Origin of the sequence: Idiomarina sp. Sol25, assembly GCF_033052775.1 — a bacterium.
GTDB lineage: Bacteria > Pseudomonadota > Gammaproteobacteria > Enterobacterales > Alteromonadaceae > Idiomarina.
On sequence record NZ_JAUPEW010000002.1, the window covers coordinates 217,669 to 240,508 of the forward strand.

Here is a 22,840-nt window from a genome sequence, read left to right on the forward strand (position 1 = left end):
TAAATCAGCCTGAGCTTAGCGACTTGAAAAACGATAGCCAACTCCCCGAACCGTTTGAATCAAACGGTCGTAACCATGTTCGGTCAGGGCTTTACGCAGACGACGGATATGAACATCGACCGTCCGGTCTTCAACATACACGTTAGTACCCCAAACGTGGTCCAGCAGCTGTTCACGGCTGTATACCCGCTCCGGGTGTGTCATAAAAAAGTGCAATAACTTAAATTCTGTCGGCCCCATGTCGATGCCTTTGTCGTCGACCGAAATACGGTGCGAGACTGGATCGAGTTTTAAACCTTCAACTTCCAGCGGTTCATCGAGCACGGTTGGTGCAACGCGGCGAAAAACGGCGCGCATGCGGGCCATCAGCTCTTTTGGAGAAAAAGGTTTGGTAATATAGTCATCAGCGCCAACTTCCAGGCCTTTCACTTTATCCTCTTCCTCGCCTCGTGCCGTGAGCATAATAATGGGGATATTGCGGGTGAAATCATCGCCTTTAATTTTTTTTGCCAGTTGCAGACCCGAACCGCCCGGAAGCATCCAGTCCAGTAACACCATGTCTGGGTATGGTTCAGCAATTTTATCGACAGCAGCGTCAAAGTCGTTGGCTTCCACAGCTTGATAACCGTGTTGTTCCATAACAAAGCTCAACATCTCACGAATAGGCGCTTCATCTTCAACTATTAGAATTCTACGTGACATGCATTGTTTCCCTAATATGAACTGATGCTTCAATTATTACGAAAGAATATGACACTTTTATGAATCTAGACACATCTCTGTCAAATTTCTTATATCAATGCGCAGAGAGTAACTGTAATAATTGGTAAACAATGGGTAAGGAAACAAAGGCAAATAAGATGCCGTAACCGACCATAGCCGCCGACAAACGCGGCGCCAGCCCAGCCATAATAGCCACTGCGCCTGCTGTTATCATAGGCGGCATGGCACTTTCAAAAATAGTGACCTGAACCAGAGTACTGTCAAAACCGAAGCCATACAACAAGCCAACGGTAATAAGAGGCATTAAGACCAACTTAGTCAGTAAACCGATAGTTAATGGCGTTTTACTGCCCTTAGGCAAACGGAATTTCAACTGAAAACCCACCGCTATCATAATGACCGGCACTAATGTCACCGCCAACGAATCAATGAGCCGCTGAAAAACTTCCGGATAAACCAGAGACTTTGTTAACAACGCAATAATTAGCGCAATAAAAGGCGGAAACGTCACAATTTGACGGGTAACACTGGCCACTGTGGGTTTATCGTCCTGTTCACGGTACAAAGCGATAACAATGGTCGAGTAAATTGCCAGACCAAAAAAGGAACCAAACTGGTCGTACAGTAATCCGTAGACAATGGCGTCACTGCCGTAGAAGGCTTCTATCATTGGGAAACCAAAAAACGAGGTATTGCCCAATGGCACACAAATAAGTAATGCGCCGACCACTTCCCGAGGCCATTTAAAGGCTCGCCCTAACAACCATATGAAAACAGCACTAAAGACTAAAAGAACCCAGGGAATAACAACTGGGATCAGCAAATCAGTGGAAAACTCCAGAGCCGGAACTTTACTGAATATAACGCCGGGCAAGGCAGCGTAGATAACATAGAGATTAAGAACTTGCGCGGTATTTTCCGGGCACTTGCCGGTACGCTTCAGGATAAAACCAATGAGTAAGTAGAGCCCCAATACAGCGAGGTTGATCATAGCGTACAGATAGGTTGAGAGTGACCGCTATAGTGTAGCCTGACAAAAAGTGTCAGGCTACTTTTGTGTTTTTCTTTAGAAGAAAGCGATTACCAGGAAAAGTCGTGGCGAATGCCGACTGCAACAAAGTCCTGCTCTACGCCTGGGTTTGCACCACAACCGCGGGTTGAGTAAGACGCGATGTCGCATTCACGGCCGGTGTACCAGGCATAAACGCGAGTGTCACCGCTGAAGAAGTAATCGGCACCAACGGAAATTGACGCGTCGCTGTCGCTGTCATCATCTATTGCCTGATACTGTGCTTTAAAAACCCAGTTCTCATAAGGATGGGCAGCGCTGATTAAGAAGCCGTCAGAATCATTTGAGCCATTAATGGTTTCAAACTGCTGCAGAACCACACCAACACGGGTTTTTCCAAATTTAGTCGCGCCCGTTAGCTGAATAATGTCATAGTTATCCACATCGCGGTCAATAGCCAATGCTGCGTAGTAATTGGTTTTCTTTAGTTTGCTGTCACCGTATAACAAGCCAAAAGAATAGCCGTCATCAACATTGTCATTTTCTGACGCTACGTAAGTAACGCCAAAACTAAAACCTTTGTAAGACGGTGAGTAATAAGTCAGAGTGTTATCCGCTCGATTTTCACCCTTGAATAAACTTTTTAAGTCAGCTTCATAATCTTTAAATGCATCCACAGATCCCTGCGAATCTTTTAAAAACGTATCGTAACGGCCAATCATCACTTTACCAAAATTGCCGCGCAATCCGACAACCTGGTTCCGGTTAGTTACTGCGTCTTTTTCATCATCGGAGTCGGCTAAATCAACGCCAAACTCAATTTGATAAAAGACTTCTAAATCAGACTCCAGTTCACTGGCACCTTTGAAACCAAAACGCGATGAGTTACTTACTACCTCTGTTTCTGAACCAAAACCATCGTCACTACTCTGGAACGAAACATTTGCCCGACCGTAAACCGTTAAACTGTCATCATTATTAGCGAAAGCCGAAAAACTGGCTGCGGTGGCAGCAATCAGTAACGGAACCGAGTATTTATTCATCATTATCTTCACCCAAAAACGTTAAAACTGTATAAATTTCGCGCACATTATAATGAATGAAAAAATTATTACAGTTATTTTTCGTTTTTTAGTCAATCAAATGACATTATTGTTGGAATAAGGTTATAAATACTCGTTTATTGTAAGCTTGCCATTTGCTGTTGCTGCTTATGCTGACTTTTCGCGTATTTAAGCCATTGTCTGGCTGAGCGTTCCGCTCCTTCAATTTCCGCTGCCTGCTCAAAAGACTCAATCGCCTGCTCATAACGTTTTAAGTTCAGCTGTGCCATTCCTTCAGCCAAATACAGGTTGCCCTCGTTATCCAGCTCACCTTTATTAAAGGCCTGTTTGGCGTATTCCACCGCTTTTTCATTATTATTCAGAGCCAGATACAACTGAGCTATTTGTGCTGCAAAGTTTCCGTGCTCAACCTTTTCTGACGCTTTCTTGTAGGCGCTAATGGCTTTTTCATTTTCTTTCGCCTGAGTATAGGCCTGAGCCATAAATTTCAAGTTATCGACAGAGGCATCAACTTTGTCTTTCGACATGGCTTCCTGCATGGTTTCTGCTGCTTTATACGGTAACTCATTGAAATAGTATGCCTGCGCTAACTGACGCCATTCACTACCCGTTTCAATAAAACCTTGCTGATGTGCTGCTTCCAGCACCGCCAGCTGTTTCGCATCCTGTTCTAACTGCGCGTAAACACCGGCCAGTTGCACCCAGTACTCCGGCTTGCTGTAACTGGTCACTAAACGCTCCATGACTTTGGCAACCTGATCCGGCTGCTCCAGCTCGTAGTGCAATGCGCGTTTTAAAATCAGCCAGTTTTCATCGGGTATTTTATTTTTCGTATCAACCGCGGCAATGGCTTTATCAATAAGAGGCAGAGCTTCGCGGTGTCTATCGGCCTGATAATAAGCCTGTGCTTTTAACACCCAGGCTTTACCCATTTCATCTTCTTCGGCAAGGCCTTCCCATTGGTCTAAAAAGCCAATTGCACGTTGGAACTGGCCATCACTTAAGGCCAGCTGAGCCAAACTGAACAAGGTGCTTTTCTCCAGCGACTCAGGAATAGGAGACTCTTTGACCACCTTTTCAAAGTAGTTGATCGCTTCCTTGGTATTGCCCTGTTCGTAATACATGAAACCGTAAAAGTTCCACATCATGGCGCGCTCGTAGCTGTTCATGCTATCCGCTTTTTCTGCCACTTCACCCAGTATCGAAATACCTTCGGCAAGGTTACCGTTATCGGCCTGTTCCTGCGCCCGGGCTAGTTGTCCGTACACTTTTTCCCGTAACGCCGGAACCCGCTCAGTTTGTTGTGCCAGCACCGGATGGGCAAAGGCCAGCCAGCAACTGCAAGCCGCAAAAGCAATGAATTTAAATTTCATAAGTCACCCAATCAGTTCATTTCAAAGGTCATGCGGTTGCGGACACCATCCACTTCTACCGCTTCACCATCAATAACCCGAGGTTTGTATTTAAATTTCAGAACGGCATCCATTGCGGCCTGATCGAAAATTCCTTCAGGTTCGGCTTCTACCACGACCGGGTCACGCACCGAACCCTGTTTTGTTACGGTAAACTCCACCACCACGTAACCTTCTATACCGCGCTGCAACGCCCGGCGAGGATACGCAGCCTGAACTTTCACTATAGGCAGATATTCACCGTCGCTTGCTTGTAGCGACATGCCACTGCCAATGTCCGCGCCGCTGTCCATATTGGCTGAGAAGTCATAACCAGCCCCACCATCAGTTTCCGCAATATCATTATTCATTTGCGGCTGAGGCATATCCTCTGGTGGCTGCTCGGGTTCCGGAGGGCGTTCAGGCTTGCGCTCCTTTTCCTGCACCTCTTCAGGCTCAGGTGTACGCACAAAGTCCAGCACGCTGCCTCGCGGCGGTTCGCTCATTGCCCCTTCGCCACCACTGATCAAGGACTGCATCAGGTAAAACAAACCAATGGTGACAAAAGCTGCAACCAGTAATGCTGCCAGGAATCTCATCATTTACTCTTCATCCGTTGCTACAGAAACGTCGTAAACCCCCGCCGAGCGGGCTGCATCCATTACCTTAATTAATACCCGGGTGTTTGATTCCTGATCCGCCTGAATCACTACCGACCCCTGCGGGTTTTCCGCGTACAAACGTTCGATATTGGCTTGTACTGCCCGTACGTCCACCTGGCGCTTATCAATCCAAATTTCGTTGCTTTCGCTTATCGCGATTAAAATATTGGCACGATCTTTCTGCACAGCAGTAGCGGCATCAGGGCGATTCACATCAATACCGGCTTCTTTCACGAAAGAAGCGGTGACAATGAAGAAAATCAACATAATGAACACCACATCCAGCATGGGGGTCATATCGATAGCACTTTCTTCTTCTTCAATTAAATTGGCAAAATGCTGCTTCATAATCCTGTCCTCGACATCACCTTAGTGACGTTCCAATAAAATTTTGTCTTCCAGCTTCATGCGCTCGCGACGTGTGGTGCGTTGCAACCAGGTCGCGGAAAACACACCCGACAAGGCGCCAACCATACCCGCCATGGTCGGAATGGTGGCTTTTGAAACACCCGACGCCATGGAGCGGGCACTACCGGTTCCGGTCACAGCCATCACATCAAACACTTCAATCATGCCGGTTACGGTACCCATCAGCCCCAGCAGTGGGCACAGTGCAACTAACGCTTTTATCACCGGTAAGTTTCCACCTAATGCCAGGCTTACGCGGGAAATCATTGCCTGCCGAATTTGCTCTGCATTCCAGGACGACTTGTCTTCCCGTTCCTGCCAGCGTTTTCGTACGTCCTTCACACAAGCGCGGTGGCCATTAAGGTAATAAAAAATGCGTTCAAGAATCATTAGCCACATGGTAAAAATGAGGATTCCGATGACCAGCAGAACTTGTCCGCCGGCCTCGATGAAATCTCTAATCGCATTACTGAATTCAATGAGGAATAACACGGTTACTCTCCTCGCTCAGACCGCTCCGCGATAATGCCGGATGCTTGTTCCTGCAGTATATGAATCAGGTTTTTGCTACGCGTATGCAACGTCGCGAACAGTAACGTCATTGGAATTGCTACCACCAGACCCAGTACCGTTGTTACCAGGGCTTGCGAAATACCGCCCGCCATCAGTTTCGGGTCACCCGTACCAAACAAGGTAATGGCCTGGAAGGTTTTGATCATACCGGTGACCGTTCCCAGCAAACCCATTAGCGGTGCGACGACTGAAATAATCTTAATGAACGTCAGGTTGCGGGTAATCTTAGGCACTTCCCGTAAAATACCTTCGCTCAATTTAAGCTCGAGAGTTTCGGTATCAGCCTGTGGGTATTTTTCCTTAATAAGCATGACGCGACCCAGCGGGTTATCGTCACTTGGCTTGTCTTTTTTCAGCTGACGTTTCACTTTATTACCCAGTAGCATCAGCGACACAAAGCGTTCCAGCGCAAACAGCAGGCCGATAGCACCCAGTGCTAAAATGATGTAACCAACGGTTCCGCCCTGATCGACACGCTCACCCAGGCTTGGTGCCTGAACTAACAAACTCAGAATTGAACCACCGGTGGGGTCAAGACCAAAAGTCACAATACCGCTATCAGTTTGCTGAATGTCTTCTGCAGTACCCAGATAACGACCCGCCGGCTGACGTATCAGTTCGGCAACCGAACCGGTTTCACCAACGCGTTCCAGATACTTGCCGTCTGCAACCAAGTTGAATGCACCAACCCGAACCACTTCTTTTTCTGACTTATCGCCATTTGCTGCGGTAACCTGAGTGGTAAATTCAGCAACTTTTCCGGATTCGGTCATTTCCTGTTGCAAGGCAAACCAGACGCTTTCTATGTCTTCAATAGAAGCCAGCTTGGACGAGGAGCCCATACGTTCAGCAAGTTCTGATAAATTCTCGGCACGCCCGGGGTACTGAGCCGAAATAACCGAATTATCAAAACTGCTGGAGGCATCGTTAGCAACCTGCTGCAACACACCGAACAGCTCTTTCAGTGAACCCATGCGCTGTGTAAGGGTATCGCTTAAATTGCCAAGGTCGGTCTCATTTTGTTCAAACTGAGTTTCCAGTTGCTCCGCCCGTTGTTCCAGACGATTGCGCTCGGCAATGGCGTCTTCCAGCATGGCCTTTTGTTCTTGCTCTTTTTCACGAAAGCGCTGTTCACGCTCTTTATTGTTCTCTGACTGTGAGAACTTGCCCTGTTGCAGTTGCTGTAAAAGCTCATCTAAATTAATGGGTTCCTGCGGAACCGGTGCTGCCAAAGCCGCACCAGAAGTGATGGCCAGTAGCGTTACTGAGAACCATTTTGCAATCTGCTTACTTAATCTCATGGCTATCATTCCTTATTGGCCGCTGCCGTTGTTAGTAGAACTGGTCGATTTATTTGCGAACAGCGGCATCATCAGTAAATCTGGGGCCAGTTGTTTTCTGGCAATACGAATAGCTTCGTCAATTTCAGGTAAGTGCTTACTATCAAGCTCTTCCCAGCTGCGCGTTTGTTGGTTCCATAACCCCAAATGCTGACCGTCGCGGGTTTTATAAATTAAGGCGACACGGCCAACACGCAGGAAGGTAACGTCTTGTTGCTGACCATCAATTTCGTGTTCGGCGGTATAAGCTTCAATGTTGCGACCATATTCAGCTTCTATCTGGTAAGCTTCCATAACCCGGCGGAACTTCTCAGAGACATCGACGTTGGCTCTTTCCATCAGGTCGTTCAGCTGCTGTAAGCGTTCACTTCGCTCGGTCTGCAAGAACGGTGCGTCTAATTCAACAAAAGACTCAAGCGAGTCAATCATCCGCAACATTAATGGGGTAATTTGGCGCTCGACATAACTGACTTGATCAATAGAGTTATTAATGTCGCTTTTTTCGCTTTCCTGGCTATCGATTTGCTGCTCGACTTGCGCGGTATAAACCTTTAACCCATCAATTTCTTTCATGATGCGTTTATACTGTTGCAGTCGTTCCTGCATATCATCGGAAATTTGGTCTATAGTCAGCTGCGACTGACGGGCAGACTCATTAATAGAGGATGCCTGCTCGACCACAGGTTCCAGTGTGTCCTGTTGCGAATAAGCCGGAGCCGCGACTAAGGCTGCAACAGCTAAAGCGCCAGCAGAAGTAATTAACTTCATAAGTTATGACCTTTGTGAATTAATTTGTGGCGACTTTAGTGACTTTTCGTGACAGCTTAATGACTGTAATATGTCATTTTTGTGTCAGTGCTTTTTATTGGGCTGGATTGCTTTATTGCGTTATTTCAGTCAATGAATTAGTTTATCCCTATCTATACAACTCGTTGACCTCAGTCTATGGCAATAAAAAGTATTTCATCCTCCTTATTAACTCGTGTGCTTTCCGTCTACTTTTTGTTGACGTTAATTGTGACCGCGATACAAATTGGGGCTGAGTACTTTGACACTAAGCGGGTACTGATTGCCGAACTGCAGAACCAGCAAAGCACCTTTAATGGCTCCCTGACGCGTTCGCTTTGGGAGTTCAATAGCAATCAAATTGATACCATTGCCGACGGCCTTATTAGTATTCCCGCTATTGCCGGTGTTCTTATCCGCGACGATGCCGGTAATATTTTGGTGCAGCTGGGCGAAACCACAGCCATGAGCGACTTACCTGATGACAATAGCGAAGGGGCTCTTCTGCCAGAACGTAAGGGCATTTTCGGCTACTACGATTCACTCATATTTGAATTTTCCGGTCACTCCACCAAAGTGGGTGATGTTAGCCTGTTTACGTCCCGCGACATTGCTATTGACCGCATTAAAGTGAGCCTTGCCTTTATTATCGGTAACGCCATTATTAAAAGTCTCTTCCTTATTGTGCTTTTCACTATTGCCTTTAACCGCATGCTGAACCGGCCACTCAGCGACTTAACTCAGCAAATTAAAGGTTTCCGGCTGGATAACTTAGAACGCTCCAGAATTCGCTTAGCTGACCAGCACAACAATGAACTGGTGCTGGTAGAGCAGGCCTATAACCAGCTGCTGGATAATATTGAGGAGTACCAGTCGGATCTGGATCGAACCCAGAAGAAGCTTAAAGCGGCTAACCGTCAGTTGGACGAGCAAAATGCCATACTTGAACAGGAAGTGGCGCGCAAAACCTCCAGTTTAAGTCAGGTTATGCTTGACCTTGAACAACGTAAAAACGAGCTGGAAATGCGTCAGGAGAAACTGGAGCGCGAAGTTGGCCAGCGCCGCGCAATTGAAAATACACTGCGTCAGTCTAACCAGCGGCTGGAGTCTTCACTGAATAACTTGCGTGAAACTCAGCAGCAACTTATAGAATCGGAAAAAATGGCGTCGCTGGGCGGGCTGGTTGCCGGTATTACGCACGACGTGAATACGCCCATAGGCATTAGCGTTACAGCGTCTTCTTATTTACGCGAAAAGCTCGACACTCTTGATCAGTCGCTGCTTAATAAAGAACTGACGCAGACGCAGCTGAAGAAGTTTATAGAGGAAGGTCGCGAAAGCCTTAATTTACTGGACAGTAACCTGCATCGCGCGTCTGATCTTATTAGCAGCTTTAAACAAGTAGCGGTCGACCAGGCGTCAGACGCTATCCGCGACATTAATCTGAAAAGCTATATCGAAGATTTAGTTCAGTCCTTGCAGCCTCACCTTAAAAAGACCAACCATCAGGTGCGTCTTGAATGTGCCGATGACATTTTCATACGCTGCCCGGCCGGCGCGTTATCGCAGATTTTTACCAACCTGATTCTTAACTCGCTACGTCATGCCTTTGACGGCATTGATGAAGGCCTTATGACCATTTCCATCCGGCTCGATGGTGAAACCCTTCAGGTTCACTATTCTGACAATGGTAATGGTTTATCCGAAGCTCAGCTTAAACGCTTATTTGACCCCTTCTTTACCACGAAAAGAGACCAGGGTGGCAGCGGCCTGGGTACGCATATTGTCAGGAACCTGGTCACTCAGACTCTGTCTGGTGAAATCAGCGCTGAAAGCGAACCCGGCAAAGGTTTAAGCTATTTCTTTTCTTTTTCTGTACAGGTTTTAAACTGACAGCTCTGCCCTAACGGGCTACAATCCCTGCCCTTATTTTTGTTTTTTGTTGCGACAGGAACGCTTACCTATGTGGTTTAAAAATCTTCGTTTTTATCAATTCAGCGAAACCTTTTCTCTGCCTGATGATTTCTCTGAGCAATTAGCTGAGCACAGCTTTCATCCCTGTTCGCGTTCGGATCAAAGCTCATTTGGCTGGTGTTCGCCTTTTGGCGCAGACAATGAAGTACTAACCCACAGCCTGGGTAATTGCTGGCTGCTGTGTGCCAAACGAGAAGAAAAAGTACTTCCCAGCACGGTTGTTAACGCCCAGCTGGATGAAAAGGTACGCCAAATCAGTGAAGCCGAAGGCCGCTCGGTGCCTCGCAAAGAAAAACAAAACTTAAAAGAAGACTTAATTCACCAGCTTCTGCCACAGGCATTCAGCCGTTTTCGCCAAAGCTGGGGTTACATCGACCTCGACCGCCAAATTATTGCTGTTGATGAGTCAGCAGCCAATAAAGCCGAAGACTTTTTAGGCCTGTTACGCTCATCCGTCGGCTCGTTACCTGTACGCCCGGTAAGCCCGAATGACGCAGTTGAAACTTATCTTACGGCCTGGTTACAAAGTGCTGAATTGCCAAACCCATTCGAGTTTGGTGATGAAGCAGAACTGCGTTCACCACAAGCGGACGGCGGCATTATTCGCTGCAAGCAGGAAGACTTAACCCGAGAGGATATTCACGCACACCTGGCTGGTGGCAAGCAGGTCACTCGTTTGGGTCTGGTATGGCAGGAAAACTTAGAGTTTATTATCGAGTCGGATATGGCGTTAAAACGAGTTAAGCCAACAGACCGCCTGCTCGACGCCAAAGACGATTTAGTTGACCCTAGCCCGGAAGAAAAAATCGACGCCGACTTTGCACTGGTGAGCGCTGAAGTCGGGCTTTTGTTTGACGATTTAAAGAAAGCGTTTGGCTAAGACAGCAAATCCAGCATTTGGCGGTAGGATTTCTGCACAGACTCCTGCTGCCAAAAATCATCGGTCTTGATGACCCCCAGCATTTGATACTCAACCAGAGTCACACTGTCCTTGCCAGGTTTCACGTTTCCGGTTAACAAAGCAGCCAAATGCACAATGTCACAATAGTTCACGGTTATCGCATCGTTTAAGGTCATTCTGCCACTATAATAGTGAGGCGGCACCTGCACTAAGTTTGGCGTAAACTGCCAATAACTGAGAATATTACTGCCTAAAGTTGAGCTGAACTGGGTAATACACTCTTTAATAAAAGAAGGATTGGCAAAGCTGTCTTCAAACTCATTGGCCATATGCAAAATTGGAGCAACGCCAATGCGCGACACCATCCCAGCTAACAGCGCCACGTCCTGATGCAATCGGTGGCCAATGCCTCTGCGTTGTAAGTCTTCGGTTATAACAACGGCTGCCGCGGCAATTTCTCTGCTTTCGACAATAAACTTCCGGGAAAACATTTGCACTATGTCATTACCCGGTTTGAATACCTGTTCCATAGCCATCGCGAGTGCCAGTGTCCGAATGCGCCGCATACCAATACGAGTTAACGCCTGCATTAAGCTTTCGGCTTTATTTCGGCCGCCAAGATAAGCACTGTTGGCCAGGCGAATAAGCCGCGCTGTCAAAACGGTATCTTGCTGGATAATATGACTGAGGTCGTGCAGGTTGCAGTCTGGATCCATGGTGGCATTACGCACTTGCTCTGCCGTTTCAGGTAAGCCGGGAAGTTTTAATTCATCACGTCTGAGTCGCTCGTCAATTAGCAGGTAGAGTGCATTTTGCGATGACATTTTAGTTCCTTATTATTATGGTTTTCTTGCTTCTGAAAAAGCTTGGAAGTAGATTAACAGAACTTTACAACAACTCAATTTTTAGAAACGTCCTATTATGAAAAAAACACTGTTTAGCTTAGCACCACTTGCGCTGGTTTTAATGGGTTGCAGCGAGCCTCAAACCACCACACAAAGCCCTGATAGCGGACAAAAAGGTCACTACGAATTAGTTGAGGGGACAGAACAAAGACTGGATATTTATACGCCCTACCAACTAAAAACAGACCTGTCGCATTTATCAGGCGAGCAGAAAAAAATGGTTGGTTTACTCATAGACGCGTCAAAAATTATGGACAACCTGTTTTGGCAGCAGGCGTTTCCGGGTGATAAACAAAAACTTTTAAACCAAGTGGAAGAAAAAGCCCGCGAGTTTACTGTTATTAACTACGGACCATGGGATAGGCTAAACAATAACCAGCCTTTCTTAACCGGTTTTGAAGACAAACCGGCAGGCGCCAACTTTTACCCTGCCGACATGACCAAAACGGAATTTGAAAACGCAGAGCTTGCGGACAAAGACAGCTTATATACCTTGTTGCGTCGCGACGATGAAGGCGAATTGAAAACAGTAGCCTACTCAGAAGCTTATAAAGAGTCTTTAACGAAAGCTGCTGATTTACTGCGTGAAGCTGCTGATTTAGCAGAAAACGACGATTTCTCAGAGTACCTGCGTTTACGCGCCGATGCCTTTTTAAGCAATGAATACCAGCCTTCCGATATGGCCTGGATGGACATGACAGGTAACGATATTGATGTGGTTATCGGTCCTATTGAGAATTATGAAGACCATTTATTTGGTTACAAAACCGCTTTTGAGTCTTACGTGTTAATAAAAGATAAAGCCTGGAGCCAGCGTCTGGAAAAATATGCTGAGTACCTGCCGCAATTACAGGAAGGTTTACCGGTTGAGCCCGCTTACAAAGCCGAAAAACCCGGCGCTAACGCTCAGCTAAACGCATACGATGTGGTGTATTATGCTGGTCACTCCAATGCCGGTAGCAAAACCATTGCCATTAACCTGCCTAATGACGAAGAAGTTCAGTTAGAAAAAGGTACACGTCGCCTGCAACTTAAAAACGCCATGCAAGCTAAGTTCGATAAAATTCTGGTGCCAATTGCCGAACAGCTCATTGTACCCGAGCAACGTGAAGACATTACCTTCAACGCCTTTTTTGCCAACACCATGTTTCACGAAGTGGCTCACGGCTTAGGCATTAAAAATACTCTGAATGACAAAGGCACCGTGCGCTCAGCGTTAAAAGAACACGCTTCGGCTTTAGAAGAAGGCAAAGCCGATATTCTGGGTTTGTACATGGTGACTCAGTTATTCGAGCAAGGCGTTCTAGCCGAAGGCGAACTGAAAGACTACTACACCACCTTTATGGCCAGTATTTTCCGCTCCGTTCGTTTTGGTGCTTCAAGTGCGCACGGCAAAGCCAACATGATCCGCTTTAACTACTTTGCCGACGCAGGTGCCTTTGAGCGTAACGCCAGCGGCCAATACGCCATTAACATGGAAAAAATGCGTGGCGCCATGAACAGCCTGTCAGAAAAAATTCTGACACTACAAGGCGACGGCGATTACAACGGCGTAGCTGAACTAGTCGCAACGCTAGGCGTTGTCAGCCCACAGTTAAAAGCCGACCTGGACAAACTAACCGACGCCGGCATACCAGTTGACGTCACCTTTGACCAAGGCAAAGAGGTGCTGGGGCTGTAGCCTGGGCGCTAACGGGACAGGTTGCTCACTTTTTTCGCTTGAACATTGAGCCCCTTGTGACGGAGACGCTACGAGTTCATCCATGAACGCTTGACGAAGGCCATCCTTGGCCTTCGACACTCCGCCACAAGGGGCTCAACATTCATAACGCTTAAAGTGAGCAACCTGCCCTATCTACATCTGCGAGATCCAGCCTGGCATTGATATTAGGATAGGGACTGAAACAGGAGCGCGTACGACGGTTACAGTGGACCACGGTGAAGGTGTGCAGCGCCACGGATGGCGCTCTTGGTTCAGTCCCTATCCTGTTGCACCTTCTACATATTCGATCTACCATATATATGAAATATCGAATATATGGTGATACCCATGACCATGAAGGTTCTATTTCTCTGTACCGCCAACTCGGCTCGCTCTTTAATGGCCGAAGCCATTTTGCGACAGTTTGGTAATGATGAGCTGGAAGTTTACAGTGCTGGCACTGAACCAACCCAGCCTGAACCTAAAGCTATTGAAGCGCTGCAAGCCCTTGGGATTAGTACCGAAGGGTTATGCTCAAAGACCATCTCAGATTTAAGCATTGATGAATTTGATTACGCTATCAGCCTGTGTGACCGCGCCCGCTCTGAATGCCAGCTACAATACAAAGAAAATCACTTTATCGCCTGGAACTTCCCCGATCCGGTAAACAGTAAAAAGCCCAATGCCTTTAAGAAGACCGCTCATGAACTGAGTGAGCGTATCAAAATGTTTTTGCTCATTTTGCGCAAAAACATTGGCAACCCGCATTTATTTAATGCACCGGAAGATTTCTTCAAAATTATGTCGGACCCGCTACGTTTAACCATGATAAGCCTGTTAGCAAAACACCAAGAACTGTGTGTATGCGAGTTTGTTGATGCTACCGCCATGTCGCAGCCTAAGGTTTCGCGCCATTTGGCACAGCTACGCGAATACGGCCTATTGATTGACCGCAAAGACCAACGCTGGGTTTACTACCAGCTGAATCCGGCACTGCCTGACTGGATGCGTAAAATCATTATCACCACCGCCGACTATAATCCCCAACTGATAAAGGACATCGATAATGGGTGTGTTTGAACGTTTTCTCTCTGCCTGGGTAGCTTTAGCTATTATTGCCGGAACCGCCCTGGGCAGCTTCTTCCCTAGCGTTTTCGAATGGCTTTCAGCTTTTGAATTTGCTCAGGTTAACTTAATTATTGCAGTACTTATCTGGCTGATGATTTACCCGGTCATGGTGCAGGTGAACTTTGCTGCTATCACGCAAATAGCGAAAGAGCCCAAAGGTTTAATTCTGACGGTTGTCATTAACTGGCTCGTGAAACCTTTTACCATGGCCTTGGTGGGCTGGTTATTCTTCAAAGGTATATTTGCCGACTTTATTGAGCCCGAAACTGCAAATGAATACCTGGCCGGAGTCATTTTATTAGGTGTTGCGCCCTGTACTGCCATGGTTTTTATCTGGAGCCAGCTGACCAAAGGCGACGCTAACTACACGCTGGTACAAGTGTCGGTTAACGATATTATTATGATTTTCGCCTTTGCGCCTATTGCCGCCTTGTTACTCGGTGTTACCGATATTATTGTGCCCTGGCAAACCCTGCTATTAAGTGTGGGGCTCTATGTTATTGCCCCGCTTATTGCCGGATTTATAACGCGTCAGTACATTACACGCTCAAATTCAGACAGTGATAAAGCACTCGCGAACTTTGACCAGAACATGAAGCCCTGGTCAATTGTGGGTCTGCTTCTGACTGTGGTGTTGCTGTTTGGTTTTCAAGCCGAGGTTTTGCTGAGCCGTCCGCTGGATATCGCCATGATTGCTACGCCATTATTGGTACAGACGTACGGCGTTTTTGCTATTACCTTTATTATTGCGTTACTCATTAAGCTGCCCCACCGCATTGCGGCTCCGGCCTGCTTAATTGGTACCTCAAACTTTTTCGAGTTAGCAGTAGCCGTTGCTATCAGCCTTTTTGGTTTACAGTCCGGTGCAGCGTTAGCCACGGTTGTTGGTGTGCTGGTAGAAGTACCGGTAATGCTCTCATTAGTCTGGTTCGCGAATAAAACCAAACACTGGTTTGCATCAAGTTAAGGCGTGGAGTGATGAGCGCAAAAACCCTTTAGATATTGGAGGGGGAGTTTGTTGTCTTGTAAGCGTTATGAGTGTTGCGCCCCCTGTGGTGGAGTGTCGAAGGCCAAGGATGGCCTTCGTCAAGCCCTCATGGATGAGCTTGTAGCGTCTCCGCCATAGGGGGCGCAATGCTTAAGCGAAACAAGACAGCAAACTCCCCCCGAGCCCTATAGCAGGCAGGTAAGAGATACACAAAAGGAGTCTTTTATGACTATTAAGGTTGGAATTAACGGTTTGGGTCGTATTGGTCGTTTGGCGCTTCGCGTAGCATGGGAAAACCCTGATCTGGAAATTGCTCAGGTGAATGACCCGGGCGCTGATGCGGCTACTTTTGCCCATTTACTGAATTTTGACTCGGTACATGGTCGCTGGGGTTATGAAGCCGAAGGTCAGGACAACGCCATTCAAATTGGTGATGAACGCATAACTTTCACTCAACACAAAACCATTGCTGACAATGACTGGAGTGGTTGTGATGTGGTTCTGGAAGCCTCCGGCAAGATGAAAACAGTGAAAGTGCTCAACGACTACCTGTCACAGGGCGTTAAGCGCGTGGTGGTTTCAGCTCCGGTCAAAGAGCCCGGCGCGCTGAACATTGTTTTGGGCGTTAATGATCACCTTTACGACCCTGAGAAGCATCAAATACTCACCGCTGCATCCTGCACCACCAACTGTCTGGCACCTGTGGTCAAAGTACTGCAGGACAAAATTGGTATTAAGCATGCGTCAATTACCACCATTCATGATTTAACCAATACGCAGACCATTCTGGACGCGCCACACAAAGACTTACGGCGCGCACGCGCCTGTGGCATGAGCCTTATTCCGACATCCACCGGTTCGGCAACCGCCATTGTGGAGATTTTCCCGGAACTTAAGGACAAAATTGACGGACACGCGGTACGTGTACCTCTAGCAAACGCGTCATTAACCGACTGCGTGTTCGAGGTGGAAAAAGCCACTTCTGTTGAAGAAATTAATGGCTGGATGAAAGAGGCTTCTGAAGGCGAACTCAAAAACATTCTTGGCTATGAAAAGCGACCGTTAGTATCAATAGATTACAAAACCGACCCTCGCTCCAGCATTGTGGATGCGCTGTCGACCAAGGTTATTAACGGCACGCACGTGAAAATTTATGCCTGGTACGACAATGAATGGGGTTATGCCAACCGCGCGGTTGAACTGGTCGAAAAGGTCGGCTAATGCTGAGTCAGCTGTCGCCGGCTATACGCCAATACTTAATTGTTACGGGTAACTACTGGGCTTTTACCCTGACCGACGGCGCACTGCGCATGCTGGTGGTGCTGCACTTCCACCAGTTGGGTTACAGTGCGCTTGAAGTGGCTATGTTGTTCCTGTTCTACGAGTTTTTCGGCATAGTCACCAACTTATTTGGTGGCTGGCTGGGGGCTCGTTGGGGGCTCAATCGCACCATGAACATTGGGCTCGGTATACAGATTGTGGCGCTTGCCATGCTGCTTGTACCGGGTTCTATGCTCACCGTCATTTGGGTGATGGCCGCACAGGCGTTGTCTGGCATTGCCAAAGACCTCAATAAAATGAGCGCCAAAAGCACCATTAAACTGCTGGTGCCGGACGACAAACAAGGCCAGCTATATAAGTGGGTCGCCATACTAACCGGTTCAAAAAACACCTTAAAAGGCGTTGGCTTTTTCCTTGGTGGCTTGTTGCTTACCTTAATTGGCTTCCAGGGTGCCGTGCTCGCCATGGCGGTTATGCTCAGCCTGGTCTGGGTAGCCAGTTTAATTTTCCTGAAAAAAGAGTCGGGTAAGGCCAAGTTCAAGCCTAAGTTTAAGGACATTTTATCGAAAAGCCGACCTATCAATATTTTATCGGGCGCTCGCTTTTTACTCTTTGGTGCCCGCGACGTCTGGTTTGTGGTTGCCTTACCCGTGTTCTTAGCCAGCCAGCTGGACTGGAACCACTGGCAAGTCGGCAGCTTTTTGGCCTTGTGGGTTATTGGCTACGGTTTTGTGCAAAGCATTGCGCCTAAATTCACAAAAACGGGCAATGATGTACCGAAAACTCAGGCCGTGGTATGGAATGCGCTACTGACTCTTAGCCCTATAGCGCTTGCTCTGGCACTTTGGCAGGGCTTACCCGTTACCCAGAGCATTATTATTGGCTTAGGACTGTTCGGCATTCTGTTTGCCATTAATTCGTCGCTGCACAGTTACCTTATTGTCTCTTACTCACGCGCCGACGGCGTATCTTTAGATGTTGGCTTTTACTACATGGCCAATGCCGCCGGGCGTCTATTGGGTACCGTTTTATCCGGTTGGGTGTATCAGCAATGGGGGCTGGTTGCTTGCCTAATGATATCAACGCTGTTATTGCTATTATCCACCGCCGCTATTAGTTTTTTACCAGCGCGGGATTCAGTTAAGGAGGAACCACAATGAAATATTTAGTGTTTTTAGGCACGGTACGTGACAGCACTCCACCCAAACCAGCCAGGTTGGGCGAACGTGTCGCAAAGGCCTGTGTTAACTACCTGGAGCAAAGCTTCGATAACGCAGAGGTCGAACTTATTGACCCTTTAGATTACTCATTTGACGATGTTTTTAAGCCACATTTTTCATACCATGAAAAAGACGTTCCAGAGCAATTGGACGCCCTGGCTAAAAAAATAGAAGCCGCCGATGCTTACGTGGTGGTCAGCCCTGAGTACAACCACTCCATGAGTCCTGCCTTAGCAAACTTACTGAACCACTTCGGTGCGTCTTTGTACTCTTATAAACCCAGTGCCATTGTGACTTACTCGGCTGGTCAGTGGGGTGGCGTTCGCGCGGCGGTTAATATGCGCACCTTCCTGTCTGAATTAGGCTGCCTGCCGGTATCCGCTATGATCCACGTGCCTAAAGCGCAAACCGTGTTTGAGGAAAACGGCAAATTCACTCAGGAGGTTGAAGACACTGAGCGCTGGATCCAATATTTCGGCCGCACTCTGAATCAGTTATTCTGGTGGGCCGAGGCGGCACAAAAGCAACGCGAAGCGCTGAACCCGCGCAAGCTGGTCAGCGAATTTAAAAGTGACCCGTCACAACGCAATGCACCAGACAGCAACCGAAAATAATTTTTTCGGTTGTAGTTGGCACATTTTATGCTAAAATTCGCGCTCTTTTTTTGACCAGCCTCAAACTATAAGGAGCCACCTACGTGCTGACGCGTATTACGCCACCCTAGCCGTCACTTTCCTGTCACAGGTGCGCAGTAGGCTGTTCACTGCTTTTCTGGCCATTCCGGCCGCTTTATATTTACGATTAAAATTTGGTGTTATCTATCTATGTTGAAGTCTATCCAGCAGAACTGGTTTTCTAATATACGTGGTGATTTGCTCTCAGGTATTGTCGTTGCTCTAGCGCTTATTCCTGAAGCCATCGCATTCTCTATCATCGCCGGCGTTGACCCTAAAGTGGGCCTGTATGCCTCTTTCTGTATTGCCGTTGTTATTGCCTTTACCGGCGGTCGTCCGGGGATGATATCTGCCGCAACCGCCGCCATGGCGTTGCTTATGGCGTCGCTGGTCAAAGAGCATGGGCTTGAGTACTTGTTGGCGGCCACCTTACTGACCGGGTTGCTGCAAATTGCTGCCGGCTACCTTAAACTGGACGAGCTTATGCGCTTTGTCTCGCGCTCGGTGGTCACCGGTTTCGTAAATGCTCTGGCCATTCTTATTTTTATGGCGCAGTTGCCTGAACTGACAAACGTCACCTGGCATGTGTATGCCATGACCATAGTTGGCCTCGCCATTATTTACGGTTTCCCGTACATTCCGGTGATTGGCAAATTCCTGCCGTCGCCGCTTATTTGTATTGTTGCGCTGACTATTACCTCGGTTCTTTTAGGACTAGATATTCGTACCGTTGGTGATATGGGTAAATTGCCGGACACCCTGCCTATTTTCCTATGGCCTGATGTTCCATTAAACTTCGAAACCTTAGCCATTATCTTCCCTTACTCGGCGGCGCTTGCCGTAGTGGGTTTACTTGAGTCCATGATGACGGCGACTATCGTTGACGACTTAACCGATACCCCCAGCGATAAAAACCGCGAATGTAAAGGTCAGGGCATTGCTAATATAGGTTCAGGTTTACTCGGCGGTATGGCCGGTTGTGCCATGATTGGTCAGTCGATTATTAATGTGAAATCGGGCGGGCGTACGCGGTTGTCTACATTAGTTGCCGGCATCTTCCTGCTAATTATGGTTCTGGTTCTGGACAATCTGCTAGTACAAATTCCTATGGCGGCACTGGTTGCCGTAATGATCATGGTCTCTATTGGTACCTTCAGCTGGAGTTCTATTAAGAACTTAAAGAAACATCCGCTGTCCACCAATATTGTCATGGTTGCAACAGTTGCGGTCGTTGTCGCAACGCATAACCTGGCTTATGGTGTATTGGTTGGTGTTCTGCTGGCTGCCATGTTCTTTGCGAACAAAATTGGACATTACCTGTACATTAAGTCGGAGATTGACTCTGACGGCATAAAACGCACTTATCGGGTCATTGGTCAGGTATTTTTCAGTTCATCTGAAAAGTTTCTTGGCGCATTTGATTTCAAAGAAGGGGTTGAGCAGGTTGTCATCGACCTCAGCCAGGCTCATTTCTGGGATATCACCGCCGTCGATGCTCTTGACCGTGCTGTAGTAAAATTCCGCCGTGAAGGTGCTGAAGTGGAAGTAATAGGGCTTAATGAAGCCAGCGCGACCATCGTTGACCGCTTTGGCGTGCATGATAAACCCGACGCTGTTGATAAGCTGATGGGCGGACACTAATGGAAAAGGATTCAATAATGAAACATGTTGTTGCTTGTATTGATGGTTCTGCGTCAACTCAATCTGTTTGTGATTACGCCAGTTGGGCGGCCTTACGCTTACAAACGCCTTTGACGCTTTTTCATGTTCTGGACGAAGCACGTTACCCGACCGAAACCAATATGACCGGGAACATCGGCTTAGGCAGCCGGGAAGCTTTGCTTGCGCAGCTAGCAGAACTTGACCAGCAACGCAGCAAGTTGGCCTTAGAACAAGGCCATCACATGTTGGAAAGTGCAAAATTGCGCGCCGCCCAAAGTGGTGTTGAACAGGTTAATTTACGCCAGCGACACGGCGACTTAGCGGAATCCTTGTTAGAAATAGAGGATTCCATGAGACTGCTTGTTATGGGTCTTCATGGCGAAGAAACTACCCGTACCAACCGTGTCGGAAGCCAACTTGAGACCGTTGTAAGAACCATGCACAGACCGATTCTGGTCGCACCTGAGGAATTTGCTGAGCCTAAAAACGTGATGTTAGCATTCGACGGCAGTGATTCCTCCCGTAAAGGTATTCGCATGCTTGCGGAAAGCCCGATATTCAGAGGCCTTCCGTTACATTTGGTTATGGTCGGCGCTGATACAAACGACAGCCGCGCATCCATCGAAGCGGCCTCTAACCACTTGCGAGAGCTGGGACATGACTCGCGGTTTGAAATACGCTCGGGCGAAGTTGAGCCTGCACTTCATGCGTACCAGGAAGAGCATAATATTGATCTTCTGGTCATGGGAGCTTATGGTCATTCACGTATTCGTCAGTTTTTAGTAGGCAGCACCACAACCAGCCTGCTACAGACAACTAACTCCGCTTTATTGCTGCTACGTTAATTGCAGCAGACAAGACGATTTCAAGGAAAATAACATGACGCCAGACTGGGAAGAGTTTGACCTCGATGACCGCTTAATAGCGGTTCTTCGCGATGCCGAACTGAACAAACCAGCAAAAGTACAACAGCAAAGTATTCCTGCCGCTCTGGATGGTCGCGATCTTCTTATTAGCGCACCAACCGGAACAGGTAAAACTTTGGCTTTCCTGCTGCCGGCACTGCAACATTTGCTGGATTTCCCGCGTCAGCAACCGGGACCAGCTCGTATACTGGTGCTGGCACCAACGCGCGAACTGGCTGAACAAATTCATGAGCAGGCAAAACAGTTTGAGGGCAAAACCGGATTAACCTCTGTGGTTGTTACCGGAGGCATCAACTATGGTTCGCAGCTGTCGGTATTAGAGAAGACACACGACATACTGGTAGCGACTCCTGGGCGACTTATGGATTTGCTCGAAGCCGAGCAATACAACCTGGAAGGCATTGAATGGCTCATTATTGATGAAGCCGACCGCATGCTGGATATGGGGTTTGCCGCAACAGTAAAAGAAATGGCATTGCAGGCACGTCATCGCCAGCAGTCGTTATTACTTTCGGCAACGTTAAACAGTTCTGGCGTTATTAAGTTTTCCCGCGAGTTATTAACTGAGCCCGAATACATTGATGTGCAGCCACCTAAACGTGAGCGCGGTAAAATTCTTCAATGGGCTCATTTAGCGGATACCGATGAACATAAGCGCAAACTGTTAATGAGTGTGCTTCAAACGCACCCTGGCCGGCAGTTTGTCTTTGTCAGAACGCGTGAGCGCGTGGAGCTTATTGCAAACTTTCTGCGCAGCCAGTTTGGTACCGGCCGTAAAATTGTGACGCTACGGGGCGATATGCCACAAAGCGATCGCCAGCGCATTATGAATGAGCTTAAGCAAACGACAGACATTACCTTAGTAGCTACTGATGTTGCAGCGCGAGGACTGGATGTAGACGACATTACTTTGGTAGTTAACTACGACTTACCTAAGCAGGCTGACGTTTATCTACACCGTATTGGGCGCACAGCCCGTGGCGGACAAAAAGGAACGGCCATATCACTGGTAGAAGCGCACGATGCTCTATTACTGGGGCGTGTCGAGCGTTACCTGGACGCCAAACTCGACAGGCGGACAATTGAAGGATTAAAGCCTCAATATAAATTTCCGTCGACTGAAAAGTCCCGCTCGAAGAAAAAAGTGAAGAAGAAAACGGATAAAAAGAAGAAGTCGCGTTAACGCGGCTTCTTGCTTAATAAATGGTGCAAAATAAAGTAAGCAACAACCCCACTGGCATCCGCTAACCAATCGTAAACATCAGCACTACGCCCGGGCGCATAAGACTGGGCTATTTCTATTAATAAGCCATAACAAACTAAAATCAGTAGCGACAGTTTAACTGACAATGCAAACGCTCTGTGAAAGGTCAGTGCCAGAAAAAAGAAGATGCCAAAGTGAACCAGCTTATCCAGGTGCGGAATGCTCTGAGCTCCGGCACTTGGGAATTGCCACAAAAAGAGAAAGGTGGCTGTCGATAACACAATTAAAAAAAGGGCTCTTGCCAGCATAGTTTCCTTCT

General features: G+C 47.6%; 22 protein-coding genes. 11 read left to right on the forward strand and 11 right to left on the reverse strand.

Annotation, left to right across the window (positions count from 1 at the left end; translation table 11 throughout):
- Positions 1 to 15: 15 nt before the first annotated feature.
- The 9 genes from phoB to Q5L94_RS05220 all read right to left on the reverse strand — a co-directional run bounded on the left by phoB (position 16) and on the right by Q5L94_RS05220 (position 7,938).
- Complete coding sequence (phoB, locus tag Q5L94_RS05180; RefSeq protein WP_011235339.1) at positions 16 to 702, reverse strand: phosphate regulon transcriptional regulator PhoB; 687 nt, start codon at positions 700 to 702, stop codon at positions 16 to 18.
- Between the two features lie 94 nt (positions 703 to 796).
- Positions 797 to 1,714, reverse strand: a complete 918-nt coding sequence (locus Q5L94_RS05185; protein WP_317497382.1) for an AEC family transporter — start codon at positions 1,712 to 1,714, stop codon at positions 797 to 799.
- An 89-nt stretch (positions 1,715 to 1,803) separates the two neighbouring features.
- A complete protein-coding gene (locus Q5L94_RS05190; protein ID WP_317497383.1) occupies positions 1,804 to 2,778 on the reverse strand; it encodes a porin in 975 nt (324 codons plus the stop codon).
- A gap of 134 nt (positions 2,779 to 2,912) precedes the next feature.
- A complete protein-coding gene (locus Q5L94_RS05195; RefSeq protein ID WP_317497384.1) occupies positions 2,913 to 4,169 on the reverse strand; it encodes a tetratricopeptide repeat protein in 1,257 nt (418 codons plus the stop codon).
- 11 nt (positions 4,170 to 4,180) lie between these two features.
- Complete coding sequence (locus Q5L94_RS05200) at positions 4,181 to 4,789, reverse strand: energy transducer TonB (RefSeq protein ID WP_317497385.1); 609 nt, start codon at positions 4,787 to 4,789, stop codon at positions 4,181 to 4,183.
- Complete coding sequence (locus Q5L94_RS05205) at positions 4,790 to 5,197, reverse strand: ExbD/TolR family protein (RefSeq protein WP_011235344.1); 408 nt, start codon at positions 5,195 to 5,197, stop codon at positions 4,790 to 4,792.
- Positions 5,198 to 5,218: 21 nt separating this feature from the next.
- Positions 5,219 to 5,749, reverse strand: coding sequence for a MotA/TolQ/ExbB proton channel family protein (locus Q5L94_RS05210; RefSeq protein WP_317497386.1), 531 nt, complete (start codon positions 5,747 to 5,749; stop codon positions 5,219 to 5,221).
- A 2-nt stretch (positions 5,750 to 5,751) separates the two neighbouring features.
- Positions 5,752 to 7,131, reverse strand: coding sequence for a MotA/TolQ/ExbB proton channel family protein (locus Q5L94_RS05215; protein ID WP_317497387.1), 1,380 nt, complete (start codon positions 7,129 to 7,131; stop codon positions 5,752 to 5,754).
- A 12-nt stretch (positions 7,132 to 7,143) separates the two neighbouring features.
- Positions 7,144 to 7,938, reverse strand: a complete 795-nt coding sequence (locus Q5L94_RS05220; RefSeq protein ID WP_317497388.1) for a DUF3450 domain-containing protein — start codon at positions 7,936 to 7,938, stop codon at positions 7,144 to 7,146.
- A 177-nt stretch (positions 7,939 to 8,115) separates the two neighbouring features.
- Between Q5L94_RS05220 and Q5L94_RS05225 the strand changes: the two genes are divergently transcribed.
- Entirely contained in the window at positions 8,116 to 9,849 is a 1,734-nt protein-coding gene (locus Q5L94_RS05225) for an ATP-binding protein (protein ID WP_317497389.1), read from the forward strand.
- A gap of 70 nt (positions 9,850 to 9,919) precedes the next feature.
- Positions 9,920 to 10,810 carry a recombination-associated protein RdgC gene (gene rdgC / locus Q5L94_RS05230; protein WP_317497390.1) on the forward strand — a complete coding sequence of 297 codons (891 nt, stop codon included), beginning with the start codon at positions 9,920 to 9,922 and terminating at the stop codon, positions 10,808 to 10,810.
- On the opposite strand, the gene Q5L94_RS05235 is transcribed toward rdgC, so the two are convergent.
- Positions 10,807 to 11,655 carry an HDOD domain-containing protein gene (locus tag Q5L94_RS05235; protein ID WP_317497391.1) on the reverse strand — a complete coding sequence of 283 codons (849 nt, stop codon included), beginning with the start codon at positions 11,653 to 11,655 and terminating at the stop codon, positions 10,807 to 10,809. The genes rdgC and Q5L94_RS05235 overlap by 4 nt on opposite strands.
- A gap of 97 nt (positions 11,656 to 11,752) precedes the next feature.
- Here Q5L94_RS05235 and Q5L94_RS05240 point away from each other — a divergent pair, with 97 nt between their 5' ends.
- The 9 genes from Q5L94_RS05240 (at position 11,753) to srmB (ending at position 22,500) form a co-directional block, all read left to right on the forward strand.
- Positions 11,753 to 13,417 (forward strand): dipeptidyl-peptidase 3 family protein, encoded by a 1,665-nt coding sequence (locus tag Q5L94_RS05240; RefSeq protein WP_317497392.1) that lies wholly within the window; start codon positions 11,753 to 11,755, stop codon positions 13,415 to 13,417.
- Positions 13,418 to 13,786: 369 nt separating this feature from the next.
- On the forward strand, positions 13,787 to 14,518 hold the full coding sequence (locus Q5L94_RS05245; protein WP_317497393.1) for a metalloregulator ArsR/SmtB family transcription factor: 732 nt from the start codon (positions 13,787 to 13,789) through the stop codon (positions 14,516 to 14,518).
- Positions 14,505 to 15,533, forward strand: a complete 1,029-nt coding sequence (arsB, locus tag Q5L94_RS05250) for an ACR3 family arsenite efflux transporter (protein ID WP_317497394.1) — start codon at positions 14,505 to 14,507, stop codon at positions 15,531 to 15,533. The genes Q5L94_RS05245 and arsB overlap by 14 nt, the downstream gene beginning before the upstream one ends.
- 246 nt (positions 15,534 to 15,779) lie before the next feature.
- Positions 15,780 to 16,775, forward strand: coding sequence for an ArsJ-associated glyceraldehyde-3-phosphate dehydrogenase (locus Q5L94_RS05255; protein WP_317497395.1), 996 nt, complete (start codon positions 15,780 to 15,782; stop codon positions 16,773 to 16,775).
- A complete protein-coding gene (arsJ, locus tag Q5L94_RS05260) occupies positions 16,775 to 17,995 on the forward strand; it encodes an organoarsenical effux MFS transporter ArsJ (RefSeq protein ID WP_317497396.1) in 1,221 nt (406 codons plus the stop codon). The genes Q5L94_RS05255 and arsJ overlap by 1 nt, the downstream gene beginning before the upstream one ends.
- Positions 17,992 to 18,669: an NAD(P)H-dependent oxidoreductase gene (locus tag Q5L94_RS05265; RefSeq protein ID WP_317497397.1), complete on the forward strand. Its 678-nt coding sequence runs from the start codon at positions 17,992 to 17,994 to the stop codon at positions 18,667 to 18,669. Before arsJ ends, Q5L94_RS05265 begins: the two co-directional genes overlap by 4 nt.
- Before the next feature lie 210 nt (positions 18,670 to 18,879).
- Positions 18,880 to 20,370, forward strand: a complete 1,491-nt coding sequence (locus tag Q5L94_RS05270; RefSeq protein ID WP_317497398.1) for a SulP family inorganic anion transporter — start codon at positions 18,880 to 18,882, stop codon at positions 20,368 to 20,370.
- 17 nt (positions 20,371 to 20,387) lie between these two features.
- Entirely contained in the window at positions 20,388 to 21,236 is an 849-nt protein-coding gene (locus Q5L94_RS05275) for a universal stress protein (protein WP_317497399.1), read from the forward strand.
- A 34-nt stretch (positions 21,237 to 21,270) separates the two neighbouring features.
- Positions 21,271 to 22,500, forward strand: a complete 1,230-nt coding sequence (gene srmB / locus Q5L94_RS05280; RefSeq protein WP_317497400.1) for an ATP-dependent RNA helicase SrmB — start codon at positions 21,271 to 21,273, stop codon at positions 22,498 to 22,500.
- On the opposite strand, the gene Q5L94_RS05285 is transcribed toward srmB, so the two are convergent.
- Positions 22,497 to 22,829, reverse strand: a complete 333-nt coding sequence (locus tag Q5L94_RS05285; protein ID WP_317497401.1) for a VanZ family protein — start codon at positions 22,827 to 22,829, stop codon at positions 22,497 to 22,499. The two genes, srmB and Q5L94_RS05285, sit on opposite strands and share 4 nt — an antisense overlap.
- Between the last annotated feature and the right edge of the window lie 11 nt (positions 22,830 to 22,840).

What these genes read in the sequence shown, in the direction of transcription:
- phoB (WP_011235339.1), bottom strand. Translation starts at nt 702, where the DNA reads ATGTCACGTAGAATTCTAATAGTTGAAGATGAAGCGCCTATTCGTGAG.
- Q5L94_RS05185 (WP_317497382.1), bottom strand. Translation starts at nt 1,714, where the DNA reads ATGATCAACCTCGCTGTATTGGGGCTCTACTTACTCATTGGTTTTATC.
- Q5L94_RS05190 (WP_317497383.1), bottom strand. Translation starts at nt 2,778, where the DNA reads ATGATGAATAAATACTCGGTTCCGTTACTGATTGCTGCCACCGCAGCC.
- Q5L94_RS05195 (WP_317497384.1), bottom strand. Translation starts at nt 4,169, where the DNA reads ATGAAATTTAAATTCATTGCTTTTGCGGCTTGCAGTTGCTGGCTGGCC.
- Q5L94_RS05200 (WP_317497385.1), bottom strand. Translation starts at nt 4,789, where the DNA reads ATGATGAGATTCCTGGCAGCATTACTGGTTGCAGCTTTTGTCACCATT.
- Q5L94_RS05205 (WP_011235344.1), bottom strand. Translation starts at nt 5,197, where the DNA reads ATGAAGCAGCATTTTGCCAATTTAATTGAAGAAGAAGAAAGTGCTATC.
- Q5L94_RS05215 (WP_317497387.1), bottom strand. Translation starts at nt 7,131, where the DNA reads ATGAGATTAAGTAAGCAGATTGCAAAATGGTTCTCAGTAACGCTACTG.
- Q5L94_RS05220 (WP_317497388.1), bottom strand. Translation starts at nt 7,938, where the DNA reads ATGAAGTTAATTACTTCTGCTGGCGCTTTAGCTGTTGCAGCCTTAGTC.
- Q5L94_RS05225 (WP_317497389.1), top strand. Translation starts at nt 8,116, where the DNA reads ATGGCAATAAAAAGTATTTCATCCTCCTTATTAACTCGTGTGCTTTCC.
- rdgC (WP_317497390.1), top strand. Translation starts at nt 9,920, where the DNA reads ATGTGGTTTAAAAATCTTCGTTTTTATCAATTCAGCGAAACCTTTTCT.
- Q5L94_RS05235 (WP_317497391.1), bottom strand. Translation starts at nt 11,655, where the DNA reads ATGTCATCGCAAAATGCACTCTACCTGCTAATTGACGAGCGACTCAGA.
- Q5L94_RS05240 (WP_317497392.1), top strand. Translation starts at nt 11,753, where the DNA reads ATGAAAAAAACACTGTTTAGCTTAGCACCACTTGCGCTGGTTTTAATG.
- Q5L94_RS05245 (WP_317497393.1), top strand. Translation starts at nt 13,787, where the DNA reads ATGACCATGAAGGTTCTATTTCTCTGTACCGCCAACTCGGCTCGCTCT.
- arsB (WP_317497394.1), top strand. Translation starts at nt 14,505, where the DNA reads ATGGGTGTGTTTGAACGTTTTCTCTCTGCCTGGGTAGCTTTAGCTATT.
- Q5L94_RS05255 (WP_317497395.1), top strand. Translation starts at nt 15,780, where the DNA reads ATGACTATTAAGGTTGGAATTAACGGTTTGGGTCGTATTGGTCGTTTG.
- arsJ (WP_317497396.1), top strand. Translation starts at nt 16,775, where the DNA reads ATGCTGAGTCAGCTGTCGCCGGCTATACGCCAATACTTAATTGTTACG.
- Q5L94_RS05265 (WP_317497397.1), top strand. Translation starts at nt 17,992, where the DNA reads ATGAAATATTTAGTGTTTTTAGGCACGGTACGTGACAGCACTCCACCC.
- Q5L94_RS05270 (WP_317497398.1), top strand. Translation starts at nt 18,880, where the DNA reads ATGTTGAAGTCTATCCAGCAGAACTGGTTTTCTAATATACGTGGTGAT.
- Q5L94_RS05275 (WP_317497399.1), top strand. Translation starts at nt 20,388, where the DNA reads ATGAAACATGTTGTTGCTTGTATTGATGGTTCTGCGTCAACTCAATCT.
- srmB (WP_317497400.1), top strand. Translation starts at nt 21,271, where the DNA reads ATGACGCCAGACTGGGAAGAGTTTGACCTCGATGACCGCTTAATAGCG.
- Q5L94_RS05285 (WP_317497401.1), bottom strand. Translation starts at nt 22,829, where the DNA reads ATGCTGGCAAGAGCCCTTTTTTTAATTGTGTTATCGACAGCCACCTTT.